The sequence below is a fragment of the Halomonas sp. BC1 genome (genome assembly GCF_002078135.1).
In the GTDB taxonomy this organism is placed as follows: domain Bacteria; phylum Pseudomonadota; class Gammaproteobacteria; order Pseudomonadales; family Halomonadaceae; genus Vreelandella; species Vreelandella stevensii.
In genome coordinates this window covers 30,308-49,507 of record NZ_LFGS01000009.1, presented here as the reverse complement: position 1 = coordinate 49,507, position 19,200 = coordinate 30,308, and the positions used below count along the sequence as shown (strand labels likewise).

Sequence of the window (19,200 nt, the reverse complement as noted above, 5' to 3'; positions counted from 1 at the left end):
CCCAGGTGAGGCCACGAAACCACCCTGCCGCTCCACATTTAGGCAGGCATTTAATACTCAGGCAGCTTTATGCGTGCGGCTTCAACGCTATCCAGCGGCGTTGGCGGTGGCTGTCGAGGCCGGCTTCGAGCAAGGTCATGCTGCGCAGGGCGTCCTCGACGGAAACCGGGAGGGGGGCTTGTTGGCGGATGGCGTCGGCAACGCCCTGGTAATAGGCGAGGTAGTCACCCGGTAGCGTGGGGTGTTCGTGGCTGACCAGCGGGGCATCTTCACCTTGCCCTTCGCGTAGGGTGAGTGTGCCGGGAATGTCCTGCCCCCAGTGCGGCGTGGGGGTCTCGCCTGCTTTCAAGCGCACTTCCTGTGGGTCGAGCCCCATCTTCACATAGCTGCCCAGCGTGCCATGCAGGCGGTAGCGGGGAGTGGGTTCGGCCACCAGGGTGCCTGCACTCAGGCTAACACGGCAGTCGTCGTACTCCAGCAGGGCCAGGAAGTCATCGTCGGCATGGGCGGCGTCTCGGCGCGCGCCGATCTCCAGCAGGATGGCGTGGGGCATGCCAAACAGCTCGCAGGCCTGGTCCAGCAGGTGAGGCCCCAGGCCGTACCAGATGCCGCCTCCAGGCGCGGCTTTTTCACGCCAGCGGTCGCGCACCTCCGGACGAAAACGATCGAAGCGGGATTCGAAGCCCGTCACTCGACCCAGCGTGCCTTCGGCCAACAGCGCCTTGACGGTCAAGAAGTCACTGTCCCAACGTCGGTTGTGAAACACCGAGAGCAGGCACTCTTTATCCGCCGCCAGGGCCTTGAGTTGCCGGGCCTCCGACAGCGTGACGGTGAAGGGCTTGTCGACCACCACATGCTTGCCCGCCGCCAGCGCAGCCTTGGCCAGGGGAAAGTGAGTATCATTGGGCGTTGGGATGACGATCAGATCCAGATCCTTGCGTTGACACAGCGTCAGGGCCTCGCGCTCGACGTCCACCCGGGGCAAATCGGCGGTCACCTTGCTGGCATCGCTGGAAGACACCGCCACCAGTTCCAACCCCGGTACCGCCTGAATCAGCGGTGCATGAAACGTTTTACTCGCAAAACCATAGCCGACCAGGCCCACATTGATCGTCGCCTTCATGACGCTCCTCGATAGGTGTTGGGTGATATACCACAAAAAAACAGCCCGCTTGCGCGGGCTGTGAGATACGCCGATCAATCCAGTTTGGAGAGGTCGCGTACTGCGCCCTTGTCGGCGGAGGTGGCCAGCAGGGCATAGGCCTTGAGAGCAGGCGTGACTTTGCGTGGGCGCTGCTCGACGGGCTTCCAGGCGTCCTTGCCACGCGACTCCATGGCCTCACGACGTTTGGCCAGCTCGGCATCGCTCAGCTGCACGTTGATGGTGCGGTTGGGGATATCGATCAGAATGGTATCGCCCTGCTCGACCAGCCCGATGGCGCCCCCGGCGGCGGCCTCAGGTGATACGTGACCAATCGACAGACCCGAGGTACCCCCGGAGAAACGGCCGTCGGTCAGCAGCGCGCACGCCTTGCCCAGCCCCTTGGATTTCAGGTAGGAGGTGGGGTACAGCATCTCTTGCATACCGGGCCCCCCCTTGGGGCCTTCGTAGCGGATGACCACCACGTCGCCCTCTTTGACTTTGCCATCCAGCACGTTGGCCACTGCCTGATCCTGGGACTCCACCACGTGAGCCTTGCCCTCGAATACCAGGATGGAGTCGTCTACACCGGCGGTCTTGACCACACAGCCATCCAGGGCGATGTTGCCGTAGAGTACGGCGAGGCCGCCCTCACGGGAGAAGGCGTGCTCCAGGTCGCGGATACAGCCGGTGGCACGGTCGCCATCCAGGCTTGGCCAGCGGGCGCTCTGGGAGAACGCGGTTTGGGTCGGAATGCCCCCCGGGCCGGCCTTGAAGAACTCGACCACTTCTGAACTGGGCGAGCGCATGATATCCCACTCGTCCAGCGCGGCTTTCAGGCTGTCACCGTATACAGTGGGCACCGAGGTATCCAATACTCCCGCCCGGTCCAGCTCGCCCAGAATGGCCATGATGCCACCCGCGCGGTGCACGTCTTCGATATGGTATTTCTGAGTATTGGGCGCCACTTTGCACAGCTGGGGCACTTCACGGGAAAGACGGTCGATATCCGCCATGGTGAAGTCGACTTCTGCCTCTTGAGCCGCCGCCAGCAGGTGCAGGATGGTATTGGTGGAACCGCCCATGGCGATGTCCAGGGTCATGGCATTCTTGAAGGCGGCCTTGTTGCCAATAGCGCGGGGCAGCAGGTGTGCCTCTTCGCCTTCGTAGTAGCGCTTGGCCAGCTCGACGATACGATGGCCCGCCGTTTCGAACAGGCGACGGCGATCGGCGTGGGTGGCCAGCACGGTGCCGTTACCGGGAAGTGCCAGGCCCAGCGCCTCCATCAAACAGTTCATGGAGTTGGCGGTGAACATGCCCGAGCAGCTGCCACAGGTGGGGCATGCACTGCGCTCGACTTCTGCCAGGGTTTCGTCGTCGACGCTGTCGTCTGCGGCCATGACCATGGCATCGACCAGATCCAGGCCGTGATCCAGCAGCTTGGTCTTGCCCGCTTCCATGGGGCCGCCGGAGACGAAAATGACGGGAATATTGAGCCGCATGGCGGCCATCAGCATTCCGGGGGTGATCTTGTCGCAGTTGGAAATGCACACCAGCGCATCGGCACAGTGGGCGTTGCACATGTACTCGACGCTGTCGGCAATGATATCGCGGCTGGGCAGCGAGTAGAGCATGCCGTCGTGGCCCATGGCGATACCGTCATCTACGGCGATGGTATTGAACTCTTTGGCGACGCCGCCCGCTTTTTCGATTTCGCGGGCGACCAGCTGGCCCATGTCCTTGAGGTGCACATGGCCCGGCACGAACTGGGTGAAGGAGTTGGCTACCGCGATGATCGGTTTGTGAAAGTCGTCATCCTTCATGCCGGTGGCACGCCAAAGGGCACGAGCGCCTGCCATGTTGCGGCCAGCGGTAGTGGTACGGGAGCGATACTGGGGCATGGTGTCCTCTACGTCTTTATCATGGCCCGCCACATACGAGGTGGCGGGCGGGTGAATCCAGCGGTCTTCGATTGTGGCATGAGCGAACCGCTGAGACTAGACGTAGACGATATCCAATACCCCACCCGCTTCAGAACGTCTTCCATTCTTCCACGGCACGGGCCTTCACCCGCGATTTTCTGAGTAGAGGTATCGATCAAGCGGCGAATTTCACCTGCGGTGTGACCACTTCGACCTTGTTGCCCACTTCGGCAATCAGCCCTGAGTGGCCCACATGTTCTTGAAGACCTGGGCAGGCATCTCGGGATCACGGAAAATACGATGGGGTTCGCCCAGTAGCTCAGCCTGTGAATAGCCGCTTACTTCAATGAACGTCTGATTGACGTAGGTGATATTACCCTGGCGGTCGGAGCGTGAAATCAGCACCTGATCGTCTGTCAGCTCAAGGGTTGCCTGGCTAGATGTGCTCATGAAGTCCCCTGTATTTTTTTGAAAGGCATGTTTCGCCTGATGACCCAGCGCTTCCTTTTACCAAGCCGACCTGGTGACGCGCATTGATATGCAGCCGTCGTTATGAAAAACAGGCAAAAAATATGCCACCCGGGGGTGGCATAGGCAAAACACATCGTGGGTTTTCATTGATGCTGAGCACAGCACTCCGTCAGAAGGTTTCCCAAGGCTCGTCCTGGTGGGGCAGCGCATGGCGTGCCGACGCATCAGGCTGCTGAGGAACGGCTTTCTTCACACGTGCCAGTTTTTCCCGCGCTGCCGCAATACTCTCTTCCTGGGCACCTTCCAGGCGGAACGCATCGACCACGTTGGCCAGCTCGAACGCTTCCAGGGTCAGGTTGTCTGCGGAGGCAGCAATGGACTGCACCTTGGTAGCGTTTTGCTGTGTGACGTTGTCCATCTCCGCAATCGCCGAATTGATCTGGCCGATTCCACTGCTCTGCTCGCTGGAAGCGGTGCTGATCGAGGCCATCAGCTCGCTCACCTGGTTGACCTGGCGGACGACGTTCTCGATGGCGCTTTCGGCTTGCTCCACGGCACTGCGCCCACCGCTGACCTCCTGAGTGGTGCTGTCGATCATCTTGCGGATTTCCTGGGCAGCATCGGCACTGCGGCTGGCCAGGGTGCGCACCTCACTGGCCACCACGGCAAAGCCGCGACCATGCTCTCCGGCCCGGGCGGCCTCGACGGAGGCGTTCAGCGCCAGAATATTGGTCTGGAAGGCAATGCCATCAATCACGCCGATCATTTCGGTCATCTTCTCGGCGCGCTGGGCAATACGCTGCATACGCTCTACCAGCTGCTCCATTTGCTGGCGGGTTTCCTGAGTGCTGCTGGCGTTTTGCTGAGCCAGTTCGGTGGCCTGGCGCGCGTTGTCGGTATTCTGCTGCACGGTAGAGGTCATCTCTTCCATGCTGGAGGCCGTTTGCTGCAGCGAGGAGGCCTGTTGCTCGGTACGCGATGCCAGCTCCTCGTTCTCGGCGGCGATCTGCTGAATCGCAGGCGTCACCACCGCCACTCGGTTTTCGACCTCGCTGACGATACTGGAGAGGCTGAAACGCATGGTGTCCAGCGAATATAGCAGCTCTCCCAGCTCATCGTTGCTTTGTCGGCGTTCGCGGGCGGCCAGGTTACCTGCGGCAATCTGGAAGGTCATATAGCGCGCGCCCGCCAGGCTGCGCATCACCGAGCGCAGGATCATCACGCTCAAGCCGATCATCACCAGTAGTCCTACGGCCATCAGCACCAGTTGCGCCACCAGCATCTGCTGGCGCCCCTGATGCGCCTGAGCCACCAGCGCATGGGCGCCTTCCCGTTCGGCATCGACGAGCTGATCGCTCAACTGTCGCAACTGCTCAGTGGCGGGCTGCACGGCTTCATTGAAGGCCTCGAACGCCGCGAAGCCATTGGCCTGGCTAACGGCTGTCATGGCGCTGGTCACGCCAGAGGCCCAGACGTCGAGAGATTGCTCGGCGGCTTCCAACACCTCGGCAGCCGCTGCGCTATCGGTCGAGTAATCCTCCCAAAGGTCCTGAACCGACTGCATGATTTCCTGAAGGCGTGCGTCGAGTACCTCCAGACTTACCCGGCGCGGGTTGCGCACCGCGGGCTCCAGCTGTTCGACGGTGAGCCCTACCTGGCGCTCCATGAGCTGCAGGTTGGCAATCGCCTCGAGCCCCGAGCGGTTCAGCGTATCCAACCGCTCCCCCGACACCATCAACCCATAGACGCCAAGCCCCCCCGCCATGCCCAGCAGCAACAGCGCGGTAATGACCATCCCCGTCAGCTTGGCCTTTAAACTACTGAACTGAAAGCGCGCCACAAGCCCACCCAGGCCACGCCGAATCAGTGCCCCCTGGCGTAAGCGGTAGCGGCGTGACTTGCCCTTGGCACGAATCTCGGCATATACCTGCTCGGCCCGGGCGATACGCTTGGCAGACGCCTTGCGGCGCAGCGAGGTGTAGCCCACGATCCGCTCGCCGTCGCGCAGCGGCGCCACGGTAGCAATGACCCAGTAGTGGTCGCCGTTCTTGCGGCGGTTCTTGACCGTGCCCTGCCAGGTACCGCCGGCCTGAATGGTTTTCCAGAAGTCGGCGTAGGCGGCCTCGGGCATGTCCGGGTGTCGGATCATGTTGTGGGGCGCGCCCACCAACTCCTCACGGCTGTAGCCACTGACCTCCACAAAGGCCGCATTGGCGTAGGTCACGTTGCCTTTCAGGTCCGTACGAGAAATCAGCACGGTTTCTTCATCCAGCACGTATTCGCGCTGTGTCACAGGCTGGTTGTTACGCATCGCTGCTCCCCAGGGGTGATTCAATATTTTTTTAGTGATTTCATTATCTACCCTACTCAATCGTGATTAATCGTTGAATAGCCACATAAAAAACGCCGCTCTTCAAAGAGCGGCGCTAATCGCAAGGTTTGACGTCACGTGACACACCAAGTCATTACATAGCCATATTCCAGGTTACCGGAACACTACATTGGCCACATCCCGGTAGCGGCTGGCGAAGTGTACGGTCATGCCTTCTTTCAGGTACTCCGGCAGCTCGTCATAATCACGGCGGTTGGCTTCCGGCAGGATCACTTCGAAGATGTCGCTGCGCCGGGCAGCAATGACCTTTTCACGTATCCCGCCCACTGGCAGAACTTGCCCGGTCAGGGTTAGCTCCCCAGTCATGGCCAGCGGGCGATTGATGGCCTGGTGCTTGGCCAGCGACAGCAGCGCCGTGGTCATGGTGACCCCCGCCGATGGGCCATCCTTGGGTGTCGCTCCTTCCGGCACATGCAGATGCACGAACGCGGAGTCGAAGAAATCGGCATCGGCACCGAATTCGGCCAAGTGCCCCAGAGTGTAGCTGTAGGCGATATTGGCCGACTCCTTCATGACCTCCCCCAACTTGCCGGTGAGCTTGAAGCCTCGGTCCAGGGAGTGGATCTTGCCCGCTTCGATGGGCAGCGTGGCGCCCCCCATGGAGGTCCAGGCCAGGCCGGTCACGACCCCTTCACCCTTGAGCACTTTTTCCTTGCGGAAAAGCGGCGCGCCCAGGAACTCTTCCAGGTTCTTGACCGAAATCTTGACTGTTTCCACCTGCTCTTCAAGCAACTTGACCGCCGCCTTGCGCACGATGCGGTGCAGCTGTTTTTCCAGCTGACGTACCCCCGCTTCGCGGGCGTAGCCGTCGATGACCTGCTTGAGGGCGGCATCGGTCAGGTTGATGCGTTTTTTCGGCAGGTTGTCACGCTTGAGAAGCTTGGGCCACAGGTGGTGCTTGGCGATCTCCAGCTTCTCTTCGGCGATGTAGCCGGACAGGCGAATCTGCTCCATGCGGTCCAGCAGCGGGCCGGGGATGCTGTCCAGGGTATTGGCCGTACACACGAACAGCACCTTGGAGAGGTCCATGCGTACGTCCAGATAGTGGTCCAGAAAATCCACGTTCTGCTCGGGGTCCAGCACTTCGAGCAGCGCCGAGGCGGGGTCGCCCTGGAAGGACTGGCCCAGCTTGTCGATCTCATCGAGCATGATGACCGGGTTTTCAACCTCCACTTCCTTGAACGCCTGCACCAGCTTGCCGGGCATGGCACCGATGTAGGTGCGTCGGTGGCCTTTGATCTCGGCTTCGTCGCGCATGCCACCCACCGAGAAACGATAGAACTCACGCCCCAGCGCCTCGGCAATGGAGCGGCCGATGGAGGTCTTGCCCACCCCCGGCGGCCCCACCAGCAGCACGATGGAGCCCCCCACATCGCCTTTGAACGTGCCTTCGGCCAGGAACTCGATGATGCGCTCCTTGACGTCTTTCAGGCCATCGTGGTCTCGGTCCAGCACCTCACGGGCATGGCCAAGGTCCAGCTTGTCCTGGCTGGTGACGCCCCAGGGCAGCGATGTCAGCCAGTCCAGATAGTTGCGCGTGGTGCCATACTCCGGCGAGCCGGTTTCCAGCACGCTGAGCTTGTTGAGCTCTTCGTCGATGCGGGCCTGAACACGCTCCGGCACCACCAGAGACTCCAGACGGTTCCTGAACGTATCCACGTCGTTCTCGCGGTCGCCCTTGGAGATGCCCAGCTCACGCTGTATCACCTTCAACTGTTCACGCAGGAAGAATTCACGCTGGCGCTCCTGCATCTGCGCGTTGACCTGCTCGCTGATTTCGCTTTGCAGCTGGGCAACGTCGATCTCCTTGCGCAGCAGCGGCAGCACCTTGTGCATACGCTCCGCCACGGGCAGTGTGGCCAGCACGTCCTGCAATTCAGGGCCTTTCGCCGAGGTGATGGCAGCGGCAAAATCGGTGAGCGGCCCAGGCTGATGGGGGCTGAACCGATTGAGGTAGTGCTTCAACTCCTCCCCGTACAGCGGGTTGATGGGCAGCAGCTCCTTGATGCCGTTGATGATCGCCATGGCGTAGGCCCGGGTCTCTTCATCTTCGGCATTGACCGGCTCTTTCGGATAGGTCACTTCCACCAGATAGGGCGGCTCCTTGGAGAGCCAGCGCTGGATCTTGAAACGCTGAAGGCCCTGGGCGATGAACTGAATCTGCTGCTCTTCGCTCTTCAGCTTGTGCACCTTGACGGCCGTCCCGATCTCGGGGAAACCATCGTGATCCAGGGAGTCCACCCCTTGCTCGCCTACGAACGCTACCCCAATGGTGTGATGTGGCGTGTTGCCAACGCGGCGCATGGTCTCTTCCCAGCGCTCACGATTGATCACCAGAGGCTGCACCTGGGCGGGAAAGAACGGGCGGTTGTGAATTGGCAGCAGATAAATACGCTCAGGCAGCATGTCGCTGGCAGGCACCAGTGAATGGGTGCGCTCACCATCCGAGCGGTGATCGTTTTCGTTCTGGTGTTCTGCGTGGTGTTCTTGGTGACGGTCCGAATGCTCGCCTGCAGCGAGCCAATCGAGGTGTTCGTGATCGCGGTCGTAATCCTGGTCGCTCATGCGCCCTCCCCATCCACAGTAACCAGCAGCAATGACCAGCAAGGGGCTTGCCCGTCACTGTCGCCGCTTCGTATGGTTAATGGGATGTGGGCAGCCAGCGAAAACTTCAACCCTGAGCGCCATTTGACAGCGTACTTATTGGTGGAACGTTACGGCCACAGTGTCGGCATGGGGCGGCCATTGACGCGCCAAACGCCACGTACCACGTCGAACTGCAGCTCCCGGGTGCCGAGGGGCAGTCCCAGCCATAGCGCAGCCACGGTGGGCGCGTCATGCCAGATGAAGTCGCCGTCGATACGTGCCCGCCAGCGCGCCTGCTCTTCAGGCTTGTCCAGCGACACGACGCGCAATCTATCCAGCTGTCGGCCATCGAAAAACAGCGCACCGTCTGCGGCAACTTGAAGGCCGAGCAGCGGGCTATCGAGTTCGATGGTGGTGACATCGAGCCGTGGAGAGTCGCTCAATACTTGCAGCAGATCAGGTTCCAGCCGCGCCAGCAGGCCTTCGGCCATGGGCAGCGCGGTATCCCCCCAGGCAGCTTCCTGGCGCAGCCGACGAATCACCTGACGCACGGCATCACCGTTCAGCCGCGACAGTTCGCCCGCGACACGACCGCTCAGCAGCGGTGTCTCCGGCGCTTCGCTGGGCACCAGCACTTCCCCCAGCACCAGCTCTCCCTGAATGCTCAGCTCGGTTTCATCCAGGGTCATCTGGCTGTAGAGATCCAGCGGGGTGATCTGGATATCGTAGGCAGGATAGTGCATCGACAGGCGGTCGATGCGCAGGTGGTCACGCTGGGTGAAGTGGTAGGCATCGTCGATGTAGGTGTAGCGGCTTTCCAGGGTGGTGGGCCCCAGCGTCAATTGGGACAAGCCATCGGTCAGCGTCAACTGATCGAACAACCCCCGCAAGCGCCAATCGCCAAACATGCCCTCCAGGCGCACGCGAGCCCCCCGAACATCCAGTTCCCGACCATTCTGCTGGATCACGAAGGGGGCCAGCGCCAAACGCAGTTCGGTGCGACCACTCAGCGTCTGATAGCGCCCCTGCCAACGCGGCACAGAAGGTGCAGACACATCGCCCACGGCCTTTTGCAGCACATTGTCCAGCCGGGGTAGCAGAGTGCCCTGCACATCGGTAGACAGCAATCCATGGCGGGCGTCGTAGGTCAGCTCCAACTGCCAAGGGCGGCCCAATAAGGGCGACAGCACCAGTTGCCCGCGTGATGTCAACCAGCCCTGACGGCTATCCAGGCGCTCTACCCGCCATTCACCTCGGGCTTCCAGGTCTTCCAGCCCCTGACGCAGGCTCCGTTCGAACAGGATGCTCGATAGCAGTTGCGCGACCATCCATATCACGGCAATCACCGAGAGGATAGGCACGATTAAACGTTCCTTGCGCATGCTATCTCCTTGTATGGCCTCCTGACAAAGCGCAGCGCCTGCTATCGGGCGTCGACTAGTGGAGCCAGAACCATAAGTGCATGGTACTCCAGGCGTAGATGCCTGCCATGACGTCGTCGATCATGATGCCAAAGCCCCCCGCCACTCGGCGGTCGGCCCAGCGAATGGGCCAGGGCTTGAACACATCGAAAATACGAAAGACGATGAACCCCCAGAGGGCAGCTTCCCAGGAAAAGGGCACCGCGGCCATGGTGATCCAGTAACCGACGAACTCGTCCCACACGATGCCGGAGTGGTCGTGCACCCCCAGGTCATGGGAGGTTTTATCGCATAGCCAGACACCGACGATGAAGGCCACGAACACGATACTGAGATACCAGGCCAGCGGCAGGTCCGCCAGCATCCAATAGAAGGGAATCGCCGCCAGCGTGCCGAAGGTGCCAGGCGCCCAGGGCACGGTGCCACTCCCCAGGCCAAAGGCGAAGAAGTGAGTGGGGCGTCGCCAGACACTGGCCGGTGCACGGTTCATTGGACACCCCCACGAAAGTGCTGCCAGCCCGACTCGGCCAACGGCGCCACGCCGGTGATGCCAGGCGTATCGGTGCACTGGCCAATCACGCTGAGCGCGGTCCCCTGCTCTGCCAGACGTTGCCTGGCCAGGGAAACGTGCGCAGGGGGCAGCGTGACCAGCAGCTCATAGTCGTCGCCTCCGGAAAGCGCTGCCCGCTGGGCTGCTTGCGCGCCCAGACAGGCTTCCAGCCCTTCCGCCAGCGGCAGTTGCTCGGCCTCAAGCGAAGCCCCCACCTGGGAAGCTTCACAAAGATGCGTGAGATCCGCCAGCAGGCCATCGGAGATGTCCAGCGCCGCGCTGGCCAGGCCACGCAGGGCAACACCCGCCGCCAGGCGTGGCTGGGGCAACAGATAGCGCTGGAGCAACGGATGCTGCATGTCTCTTTCACCCTGTTGCCACAGCGCTAGCCCGCCCGCACCACCGCCCAAAGCGCCCGTGACGGCAATCACATCGCCGACACGAGCCCCGGAGCGGGTCAATGCTTCACCGGAAGGCACTTCTCCCATCACCGTCACGGCTATGCTCAGCGCTCCTGCGGCGACATCGCCCCCCGCCAGCGTGGTCTCATGCCGACGGCACAGGTCATGGAAGCCATCGGCATAGCCCGATAGCCACGCCTCGGCGGCCGCACTGCCGGGGAACGCACGCTGGTCGAGGGTCAGCGCCATCAAGCACCAGCGGGAGCGTGCCCCCATGGCCGCCAGGTCGCTGAGCGCCACGGCCAGGGCGCGATGGCCGACCGCATGAGCAGGCGCATCATGGGGAAAGTGCACGTCCACCACGGAGGTGTCCACACTGACCACGAGCTGCTGCCCCGCTTGGGGCAGCAGTAAGGTGGCGTCATCGCCGCATCCCAGGGCAACGCCATCCGTCGCTTTCGCCTCCTGCGGCGACATGAAGAAACGTCGAATCAAATCAAATTCGGCAAGCACAAAGGCCCCTTAAACGCTTGATCAGGTCGCCCGCTTACAAGCGGCGGGCGCTGACTTCGGCACTTCGCAAGCGGTTGGCCAGCTTGTCGAGAATGCCATTCACGTACTTATGGCCGTCGGTGGCGCCAAACGATTTTGCCAGCTCAACGCCTTCGTTAATGACCACGCGGTAAGGCACTTCCATGCGGCGCGAGAGCTCGTAAGCGCCCAGACGCAGAATAGCCAGCTCTACCGCGTCCAAGTCTTCCAGACGACGATCCAGCAGCGGTGCAATGTCACGATCCAGCTCGGCTTTGAAGCGCACCGTGTTGTGCAGCAGCTCATGAAACAGCGCTTTGTCGGCGATTTCCATGACCTTGACCCAGTTCTCGTGGTCTTCCAGGTCGTCGTCCGCCTTCTGGCTACGAAACTCGGCTTCGATGGTCGAGATCGACTTGCCGGTCATGTGCCATTGATATAACCCTTGTACCGCCAACTCCCTTGCGGCGTGGCGTCCCTGCTGTGCCGCAGAGGACTTGCGCTCACGTCGCTCGCTCATTGGGTATCTCCTGCGGGCAGCGCGCGCAGCAGCGACACCATTTCCATGGCGGCCATGGCGGCTTCGGTGCCTTTATTGCCTGCTTTGGTGCCCGCTCGCTCGATGGCCTGCTCAATGGATTCCACGGTCAGCACGCCGTTGGCGACCGGCGTGTCGAATTCCAGCTGCAGGTGATTGATAGCCGTGTTGCAGCCGCCCGCCACGTACTCGAAATGCGGCGTGCCGCCACGAATGACCGCGCCCAACGCGATGACGGCATCCGGCTTCATGACGCTGAGCACACGCTTGACCGCCAACGGCAGTTCCCAGGCACCCGGCACGTGAACGATATGGATTTGCTCGGCATCGACGCCGTGGCGGGTCAGGCTATCCACCGCGCCTTCTACCAGGCTATCGACCACGTGATGGTTGAATCGCCCCACCACGATGACATAACGGCCATCGACGTCGACAAAAGTGCCTTCAACTTGCGAAAGGGATTGCATCGATTTATTCCTGCTGAGTAGTGGGCTCATACGCCGTGTCATTGGGCCCCAGACGCTCGACCACTTCAAGATCGAACCCGGAAAGCGCCGAGAATTTCCACGGGGAGCTGAGTAGCCGCATCTTGCCAACGCCCAGATGGCGCAGAATTTGCGAACCCGTACCAATGGTTAAATAGTTGCCGGCACCGTCCGAATCGTTGGTACGCGGCTGGCGTACCCGATCCAGGAAGATGTCCAGCTGGTCTTTGAGATCCTGATGTGGGCGCCCGTCATCGATCAGGACGAACACACCGGCGGGCGCTTCGGCGATTTCACGCAGGGCGCTGTGGGCATCCCAGCGGCACTGCTCGCCTTTCATCAGCCCCAGCACGTCGCGCAGCGTATCGGCCAAGTGTACACGAACCGTGGTGGGCTGCTCGGCGGTGGGCTGGCCTTTCACCAGCGCCAGGTGGTGAGCGCCCTGAATGCGGTCACGGAACACATGCAGCGCCAGCTCGCCATGCACCGTGGACACACGGCTGGTCTCGATGGCGTCGACAGTCTGTTCGTTGACGATTCGGTAGTGGATCAAATCGGCAATGGTGCCGATCTTGATGCCATGGGCCTTGGCGAAGGCTTCCAGCTCGGGACGGCGCGCCATGCTGCCATCGTCGTTCATGATTTCACAGATCACGCCGCTGGGGTCGAGCCCTGCCAGCGCCGCCAGGTCGCAGGCCGCTTCGGTGTGGCCTGCCCGGCGCAGTACACCACCCGGCTCGGCCATCAGCGGAAAGATATGGCCGGGCTGCACGATATCCGTGGGCTTGGCATTGGGTGCGGCAGCGGCCTGCACCGTACGTGCGCGGTCAGCGGCAGAGATGCCGGTGGTCACGCCTTCGGTTGCCTCGATGGACAGCGTGAACTTGGTGCCAAAACCGGACCCGTTGTCGCGCACCATGAGCGGCAGGTTAAGCTGCTCGCAGCGTTCTCGGGTCATGGGCATGCAGATCAGACCGCGGGCGTAGCGCGCCATGAAGTTGATATGCTCTGGCTTGACCAGTTCGGCCGCCATGATGATATCGCCTTCGTTTTCGCGATCCTCATCGTCCATGAGGATCACCATTTTGCCCTGGCGAATGTCTTCCACCAGCTCGGCGATAGGGGACAGGCCCTCAGAAGCGGAGTGCGCCATGGAATCTCCAAAAAAAGTGGTCGCATGGGATGCGATTTCGGGCGTCAGGGTACCTTGCTATGGCCGCTTGCGCTAGTCGACCTGGGGGGTCGCGATAATCTGCCAGTCCTGGCCTACCTGGCGAAACTCCTTGATCACCAGGCGCTTTTGATCCGCCATTCGGGTGATCCCCGGCAACTCGAATAGCGGCCGGGCATCGCCCCCGAGTAGTGTAGGAGCGACGAACAGCTGCAACTCATCGACCAGCTGCGCGTCCAGCAGTGCCCCGGCCAGCGTCGCACCGGTCTCTACCAGTAGTTCGTTTACCTGCTCATTATCGGCTAACCAGCGCAGCATGTCAGCAAGCTCGACGCGCCCGCCGGCGTCGCTGGGCAACACCTGAATCTCGGCACCAGCCGCTTCCAGTCGCTGACGCTTCTCGGGGCTGTGCTGCTCGGTGGTGATGATCAGCGTGCGCCCCGGCTCACGCAGGCAGGCCGCCGCCAGCGGCAGCCGCAACCGAGAATCCAGAATGACCCGCAGCGGTTGGCGCAGCACGATCTCATCGGCCTGGGGCAGCGCCAGCTGTTCGGGCCGCAACGTTAGCCGCGCATCGTCCATGATCATGGACTCCACACCGCTAAGGATCGCGCTGGAGCGTGCCCGCAGGCGCTGCACCTGGGTGCGCGCCTGCGGGCCGGTGATCCACTGCGACTCCCCTGAGCCCATGGCCGTTCGACCATCCAGGCTCATCGCCATTTTCAAGCGCACCAACGGACGCCGTGACTGCATGCGCAACACGAACCCGGGGTTGAGCGCCCGTGCATCCTGCTCAAGCAGGCCCACGTGAACCTCGATACCGGCAGCTCTCAAATGCTCTATCCCCCGCCCACTCACTTGCGGATTGGGGTCCCCCATGGCCACTACCACGCGCCCTACACCGGCATTGGCCAGCGCCACGGCACAGGGGCCGGTACGCCCGGTATGGGAACAGGGCTCCAGCGTCACATAGGCCGTGGCCCCACGGGCCTGTTCCCCTGCAGCTGCCAACGCATGCACTTCGGCATGAGGCTCACCGGCGCGTAGGTGGTAGCCTTCGCCCACGACCTGCCCTTCGGCCGAACGATCGTAGCGGACGATGACGCACCCCACGCGGGGATTGGGGTCCGTGGTATACAGGCCGTGGCGGGCCAGTTTCAGGGCGCGGACCATGAAACGGTGGTCTGCAACAGAGAACAGGCTCATCCTTCAGCCTCTTTCGACGCGGGCCCACTGGCAGCGTCATCGCCAGGCGCTTGAGCAGGTTCCTGAGACAGCCGGTCGATTTCAGCCCGAAACTCGTCCAGATCCTGAAACTTGCGATACACCGACGCAAAGCGAATATACGCCACCTGATCCAGGCTGCGTAGCGCCTGCATGACGGCCTCGCCCACGTCACGAGCATTCACCTCGCGGTCACCGCGGGCACGCAGGGATTGGCGGATACGCTCCACGGCGGCTTCGATGGCTTCCGCGCTGACCGGGCGCTTTTCCAACGCCCGCAGCATGCCAGCCCTTAACTTGGCCTCGCTGAAAGTCTCCCGCGAGCCATCCGACTTCACCACCCTGGGCATGATCAGCTCCGCCGTTTCATAGGTCGTGAAGCGCTCATGGCAGCTTGCACACTGGCGACGGCGACGCACCTGGTCACCGTCGGCCACCAGGCGTGAATCCGTTACTCGCGTATCGTTTGCACCACAAAAAGGACAATGCATGGCAGTCAACCTATTGTCGGCACGCACCCTCAAGTGCGCTCAGCGTGTCAGCCCCGTAGATACCAGCCGTGCCAACAGGCCGCCTGCTATCTCTTGTTTTGTAAGCTATTTTAAGAACTCTTCAAGGATCGTTGGGTAAACCATCCCACTACCGATTGTCGTGCCTGCAAAAGCAGGCGTACTCATGACTTGTACGTCATTTCGCACAGTATTCTCCTATATTGTAACGATTTGGCACACAAGCTGCAGCGTTTGTCGAAGGTTGATTGAAAGGAGGCACCCATGACGGCATTTGAGCTCAGGCTACAGCATTACTTGACCCACCTGTACGGCCAGCGCGCAGGGGAAGTACAGCGGCGCCTCGAACAGCATTTGGCCCACTTCCGACCGCTGCTTCCAGCGGCGCCTTTATCTGCTGAGCAGAGCGGCATTGCACCAACATGGAGCGAAAAGGATCAGTGGGTCATCAGCTATGGTGACTCCATCGTGGCAGACGGCACGCCCCCACTGGGCGTGCTGAACCACTTTCTGCAGCGCCACCTGGGCGAGACGATCAGCGGGGTGCACGTGCTGCCCTTCTTTCCCTGGAGCAGCGACGACGGTTTTTCGGTCATCCATTACCGGGAGGTCAACCCCGAACTGGGAGACTGGTCGCATATCCGTGACCTGGCCAGCCACTATGACGTGATGGGCGACCTGGTGCTCAACCACGTTTCCCGTGAGTCGCTGTGGTTCGTGGATTACCTGACCGGCAGCCTGCCGGGGCGGGACTACTTTATCGAGGTGGACCCTGACACCGATGTTTCCCAGGTCACGCGGCCACGCAGCAGCCCGCTGCTCGTGCCTGTCTCCACCCGCCGGGGCACCCGCCACCTGTGGGCCACGTTTTCGGAAGACCAGATCGACCTGAATTTCGAGAACCCGGATGTCCTGCTGGAATTCGTCGGCATCCTGCTGTTTTACCTGCAGCAGGGAGTGAGGATCATCCGCCTCGATGCCGTGGCATTCTTGTGGAAGCGGCTGGGCACGGCCTGTATTCACCTGCCCGAAACCCATACCGTGGTACGCCTGCTACGCGCCATCGTCGATGAGATCGCCCCCGGCACCTTGATCATCACCGAAACCAACGTGCCCCACGCCGAAAACATCAGCTATTTCGGCCTCGAACGCCTGGCGGAAGGCCCGCCGGACGAAGCGCACATGGTGTACCAGTTCGCGCTGCCCCCGCTGCTGCTGCACACCCTCACCCGTGGGGAGGCCAGCACCCTGCAAGGCTGGCTATCCAGCCTGCCGGTGCTGCCTGAACACTGCACTTACCTCAACTTTACCGCCAGCCACGACGGCATCGGGGTGCGCCCGCTGGAGGGCCTGCTGCCGGACCACGAACGGGACGCCCTGCTGGAGCTGATGCACCGCTTCGGTGGCTTCGTCAGCATGCGCAGCAACCCGGACGGCAGCGACACGCCCTACGAAATCAACATTACCTGGTTCGAGGCCATGCGCGGCACCCGGCGCGGCCCGGACCCCTGGCAGATTGCGCGCTTCCTGTGCAGTCAGGCCATCATGCTCAGCCTGCAAGGCATTCCTGCGCTCTACCTGCACACCCTGACCGGCACGCTCAACGATGTCGAAGGCGTCGAGCGCAGCGGGCGGCTGCGCTCCATCAACCGGCGTCGCTGGCCGCTGGACGAACTGGAGCTGCTGCTGGAAAGCCCCTCTACCCCGACCCACGATGTCTTCCATGCCCTGCGTCGGCTGCTGGACCTTCGCCGTCAGGAGCCCTGCTTTCACCCCAACGTACCCCAGCAGGTCATCAGCACGCCAGCAGAGCTGCTGGCCATCGAGCGCGGTCCGCTGGCCGATGGCCGACGCTTGCTGGCCCTGTTCAACGTCACCGACCGCCGCATAGCCCTCGACCAGGGCGGCGAGGCATTGACTCAGCGACTGCAGCAGCACGCCTGGCAGCCGCTGGACACCTCGTCTTCGCTTCACCCGCTGGCATCCCTGCCCCCCTATGCCGTGCTCTGGCTGGTGGCTAACGCCTGACGCCTTGCGACATAACGTCTCAGGACAGAACAAGATAATCCTTTAATAATCCTGTCCTGCGACACTGTCCATCCAATTCGACGGTGGATACGTGAGCGTTTATGTTGCAACAAAGCCTGGCCATTGGCCCCATGGGATTCAGCCTGCATCAGTTGATCATCGGTTTTGCCTTCTTACTCGCCCTGTTGGTAGGCGCCCTGCTGGGCAGGCGCCAGCAGGTTTCGGTCAGCGATACCCTGTTTACCCTGCTGATGGTCGCCCTGCTGGCGGCCAGGCTGGTATTCGTCGTGCGTTACTGGGGGGAATACGACGGCCTGCTCGCGCGGCTGGATATTCGTGACGGTGGTTTTGATCTGCTGGCCGGTGCATTGGCCGGGATAGGGTATGGCGTCTGGGCACTGTGGCGCTCGCCGCGTCAACGCGCGCCGCTGGGCGCGGCCATGCTCACCGGCGGTCTGGTGTGGGGCGTCACGCTGGGCAGCACCCTGCTCATCGAACAGCAGACCCGGCCGCTGCCCACCACCCCGCTCAGCACCCTGGAAGACACCCCCATCAGCCTGCCGGAGCTGGCTCAGCAACAAGGCCAACCCATGGTAGTGAACCTGTGGGCCAGCTGGTGCCCGCCCTGCATTCGCGAAATGCCGGTCTTCGAAGCGGCTCAGCAGCAGGAGCAGGACGTGACGTTCGTGTTCGTCAATCAGGGGGAGAGTCTTCCACAGATCAACCGCTTCATGGCAGAACATGGCTTTCAGCTCGACAACGTCTGGCAAGACCCGCGCAATGCGCTGGGTCAAGTGACAGGTGCCCATGCCATGCCCACCACGCTTTATTATGACGCCCAGGGCCAATTGGTCAGCACCCACTTTGGCGAGCTTTCCCGAGCCACCCTGAACGATGGGCTATCACGTATTCGTTAAGCCTTCTACAGCGTGATCATGAGTTACCCGCTGCCGCGAGTGCGGCCTATTTGAGGATAAAGTGATGCAACGGATGTTTCCCATTCAGACGGGCCGTCTGACCCTGCTGGCTGCGCTGAGCGGCTTTGCCATTACCAGCCAGGCCGATGCTCTACCCGCCCCGGTGCAAGCCCTGGCCGACCAGGGCATCAGCATTCACGGGCAATTCGAGGCCCCCGGCGGTATGCGCGGCTACGGCGCCAGCGTGCAAGGCCAGGACATGGCCATCTACCTGACCGCCGACGGCGAACACGCCATTGTCGGCACACTGATGGACAGCGCAGGCAATGACCTGACCGAAGCGCAGCTGGACGAACATGTGCGCGTCCCGCTCGAAGCCGAAACCTGGCAACTGCTGGAAGAGAGCCACTGGATTCAGGACGGCAACCCGGACGCCCCCCGCGTGATTTACACCTTCACCGACGCCAACTGCCCTTACTGCCGCCAGCTATGGCAACAAGCTCGCCCCTGGGTGGAAGCCGGTGAAGTTCAGTTACGCCACATCATGGTAGGCATTCTGGCGCCAAACAGCCCCGCCCTCGCCGCCACCCTCCTCGGTGCCGACGACCCCGCCGAGGCCCTGCATCGCCATAGCGACGGCGAATCCCTGAGCGCCAGCGCGCAACCCCGCCATATCGAAGAGCAGGTCTATGCCAATAACCAGCTTTTCGATGAGCTGGGACTGTACGCAACCCCCACCAGCGCCTACCAACGCGAAACTGACACAGGCCTGCTACGCATCGACCGCATCCAGGGCATGCCCAACGAAGCCCGCCTTCTGGACATGATGGGCAGCGAAGCACCGTAAGCATCGAGGCCAGACTAGCCGCCAAGCCCAACGTGGCTGTGGCTCTTTGTCATTCGAGGATGCTGC

The 19,200-nt window shown here is 61.9% G+C and carries 16 protein-coding genes; 3 read left to right on the top strand and 13 right to left on the bottom strand.

The window, feature by feature from the left end:
* Nucleotides 1-67 precede the first annotated feature (67 nt).
* From B7L72_RS08155 to nrdR, 13 genes are all read right to left on the bottom strand, one after another.
* Nucleotides 68-1,123 carry an oxidoreductase gene (locus B7L72_RS08155; RefSeq protein WP_081193650.1) on the bottom strand — a complete coding sequence of 352 codons (1,056 nt, stop codon included), beginning with the start codon at nt 1,121-1,123 and terminating at the stop codon, nt 68-70.
* Nucleotides 1,124-1,197: 74 nt separating this feature from the next.
* Nucleotides 1,198-3,042: a dihydroxy-acid dehydratase gene (gene ilvD, locus B7L72_RS08150; RefSeq protein ID WP_081193648.1), complete on the bottom strand. Its 1,845-nt coding sequence runs from the start codon at nt 3,040-3,042 to the stop codon at nt 1,198-1,200.
* A 255-nt stretch (nt 3,043-3,297) separates the two neighbouring features.
* A complete protein-coding gene (locus B7L72_RS08145; protein WP_081193646.1) occupies nt 3,298-3,513 on the bottom strand; it encodes a PAS domain S-box protein in 216 nt (71 codons plus the stop codon).
* Nucleotides 3,514-3,703: 190 nt separating this feature from the next.
* On the bottom strand, nt 3,704-5,845 hold the full coding sequence (locus B7L72_RS08140) for a PAS domain-containing methyl-accepting chemotaxis protein (RefSeq protein WP_081193644.1): 2,142 nt from the start codon (nt 5,843-5,845) through the stop codon (nt 3,704-3,706).
* Nucleotides 5,846-6,019: 174 nt separating this feature from the next.
* Nucleotides 6,020-8,491, bottom strand: a complete 2,472-nt coding sequence (lon, locus tag B7L72_RS08135) for an endopeptidase La (RefSeq protein WP_081193643.1) — start codon at nt 8,489-8,491, stop codon at nt 6,020-6,022.
* A 149-nt stretch (nt 8,492-8,640) separates the two neighbouring features.
* Entirely contained in the window at nt 8,641-9,894 is a 1,254-nt protein-coding gene (locus B7L72_RS08130) for a DUF945 family protein (RefSeq protein ID WP_081193639.1), read from the bottom strand.
* A gap of 55 nt (nt 9,895-9,949) precedes the next feature.
* A complete protein-coding gene (locus B7L72_RS08125; protein ID WP_081193637.1) occupies nt 9,950-10,423 on the bottom strand; it encodes a phosphatidylglycerophosphatase A family protein in 474 nt (157 codons plus the stop codon).
* A complete protein-coding gene (thiL, locus tag B7L72_RS08120; protein ID WP_081193635.1) occupies nt 10,420-11,397 on the bottom strand; it encodes a thiamine-phosphate kinase in 978 nt (325 codons plus the stop codon). Before thiL ends, B7L72_RS08125 begins: the two co-directional genes overlap by 4 nt.
* A 34-nt stretch (nt 11,398-11,431) precedes the next feature.
* On the bottom strand, nt 11,432-11,935 hold the full coding sequence (gene nusB / locus B7L72_RS08115; protein ID WP_016913295.1) for a transcription antitermination factor NusB: 504 nt from the start codon (nt 11,933-11,935) through the stop codon (nt 11,432-11,434).
* Nucleotides 11,932-12,420: a 6,7-dimethyl-8-ribityllumazine synthase gene (gene ribH / locus B7L72_RS08110; protein WP_016913294.1), complete on the bottom strand. Its 489-nt coding sequence runs from the start codon at nt 12,418-12,420 to the stop codon at nt 11,932-11,934. The genes nusB and ribH overlap by 4 nt, the downstream gene beginning before the upstream one ends.
* A 4-nt stretch (nt 12,421-12,424) precedes the next feature.
* Nucleotides 12,425-13,591 (bottom strand): bifunctional 3,4-dihydroxy-2-butanone-4-phosphate synthase/GTP cyclohydrolase II, encoded by a 1,167-nt coding sequence (gene ribBA, locus B7L72_RS08105; RefSeq protein ID WP_081193633.1) that lies wholly within the window; start codon nt 13,589-13,591, stop codon nt 12,425-12,427.
* Nucleotides 13,592-13,663: 72 nt separating this feature from the next.
* Entirely contained in the window at nt 13,664-14,815 is a 1,152-nt protein-coding gene (gene ribD, locus B7L72_RS08100; protein WP_081193631.1) for a bifunctional diaminohydroxyphosphoribosylaminopyrimidine deaminase/5-amino-6-(5-phosphoribosylamino)uracil reductase RibD, read from the bottom strand.
* Nucleotides 14,812-15,324: a transcriptional regulator NrdR gene (nrdR, locus tag B7L72_RS08095; protein ID WP_081193629.1), complete on the bottom strand. Its 513-nt coding sequence runs from the start codon at nt 15,322-15,324 to the stop codon at nt 14,812-14,814. The genes ribD and nrdR overlap by 4 nt, the downstream gene beginning before the upstream one ends.
* Before the next feature lie 282 nt (nt 15,325-15,606).
* Between nrdR and B7L72_RS08090 the strand changes: the two genes are divergently transcribed.
* From B7L72_RS08090 to dsbG, 3 genes are all read left to right on the top strand, one after another.
* Entirely contained in the window at nt 15,607-17,370 is a 1,764-nt protein-coding gene (locus tag B7L72_RS08090) for a sugar phosphorylase (protein ID WP_081193627.1), read from the top strand.
* A gap of 101 nt (nt 17,371-17,471) precedes the next feature.
* Nucleotides 17,472-18,287, top strand: a complete 816-nt coding sequence (locus B7L72_RS08085) for a TlpA family protein disulfide reductase (RefSeq protein ID WP_016913289.1) — start codon at nt 17,472-17,474, stop codon at nt 18,285-18,287.
* 64 nt (nt 18,288-18,351) lie between these two features.
* On the top strand, nt 18,352-19,134 hold the full coding sequence (gene dsbG / locus B7L72_RS08080) for a thiol:disulfide interchange protein DsbG (protein WP_081193625.1): 783 nt from the start codon (nt 18,352-18,354) through the stop codon (nt 19,132-19,134).
* The last annotated feature ends 66 nt before the right edge of the window (nt 19,135-19,200 follow it).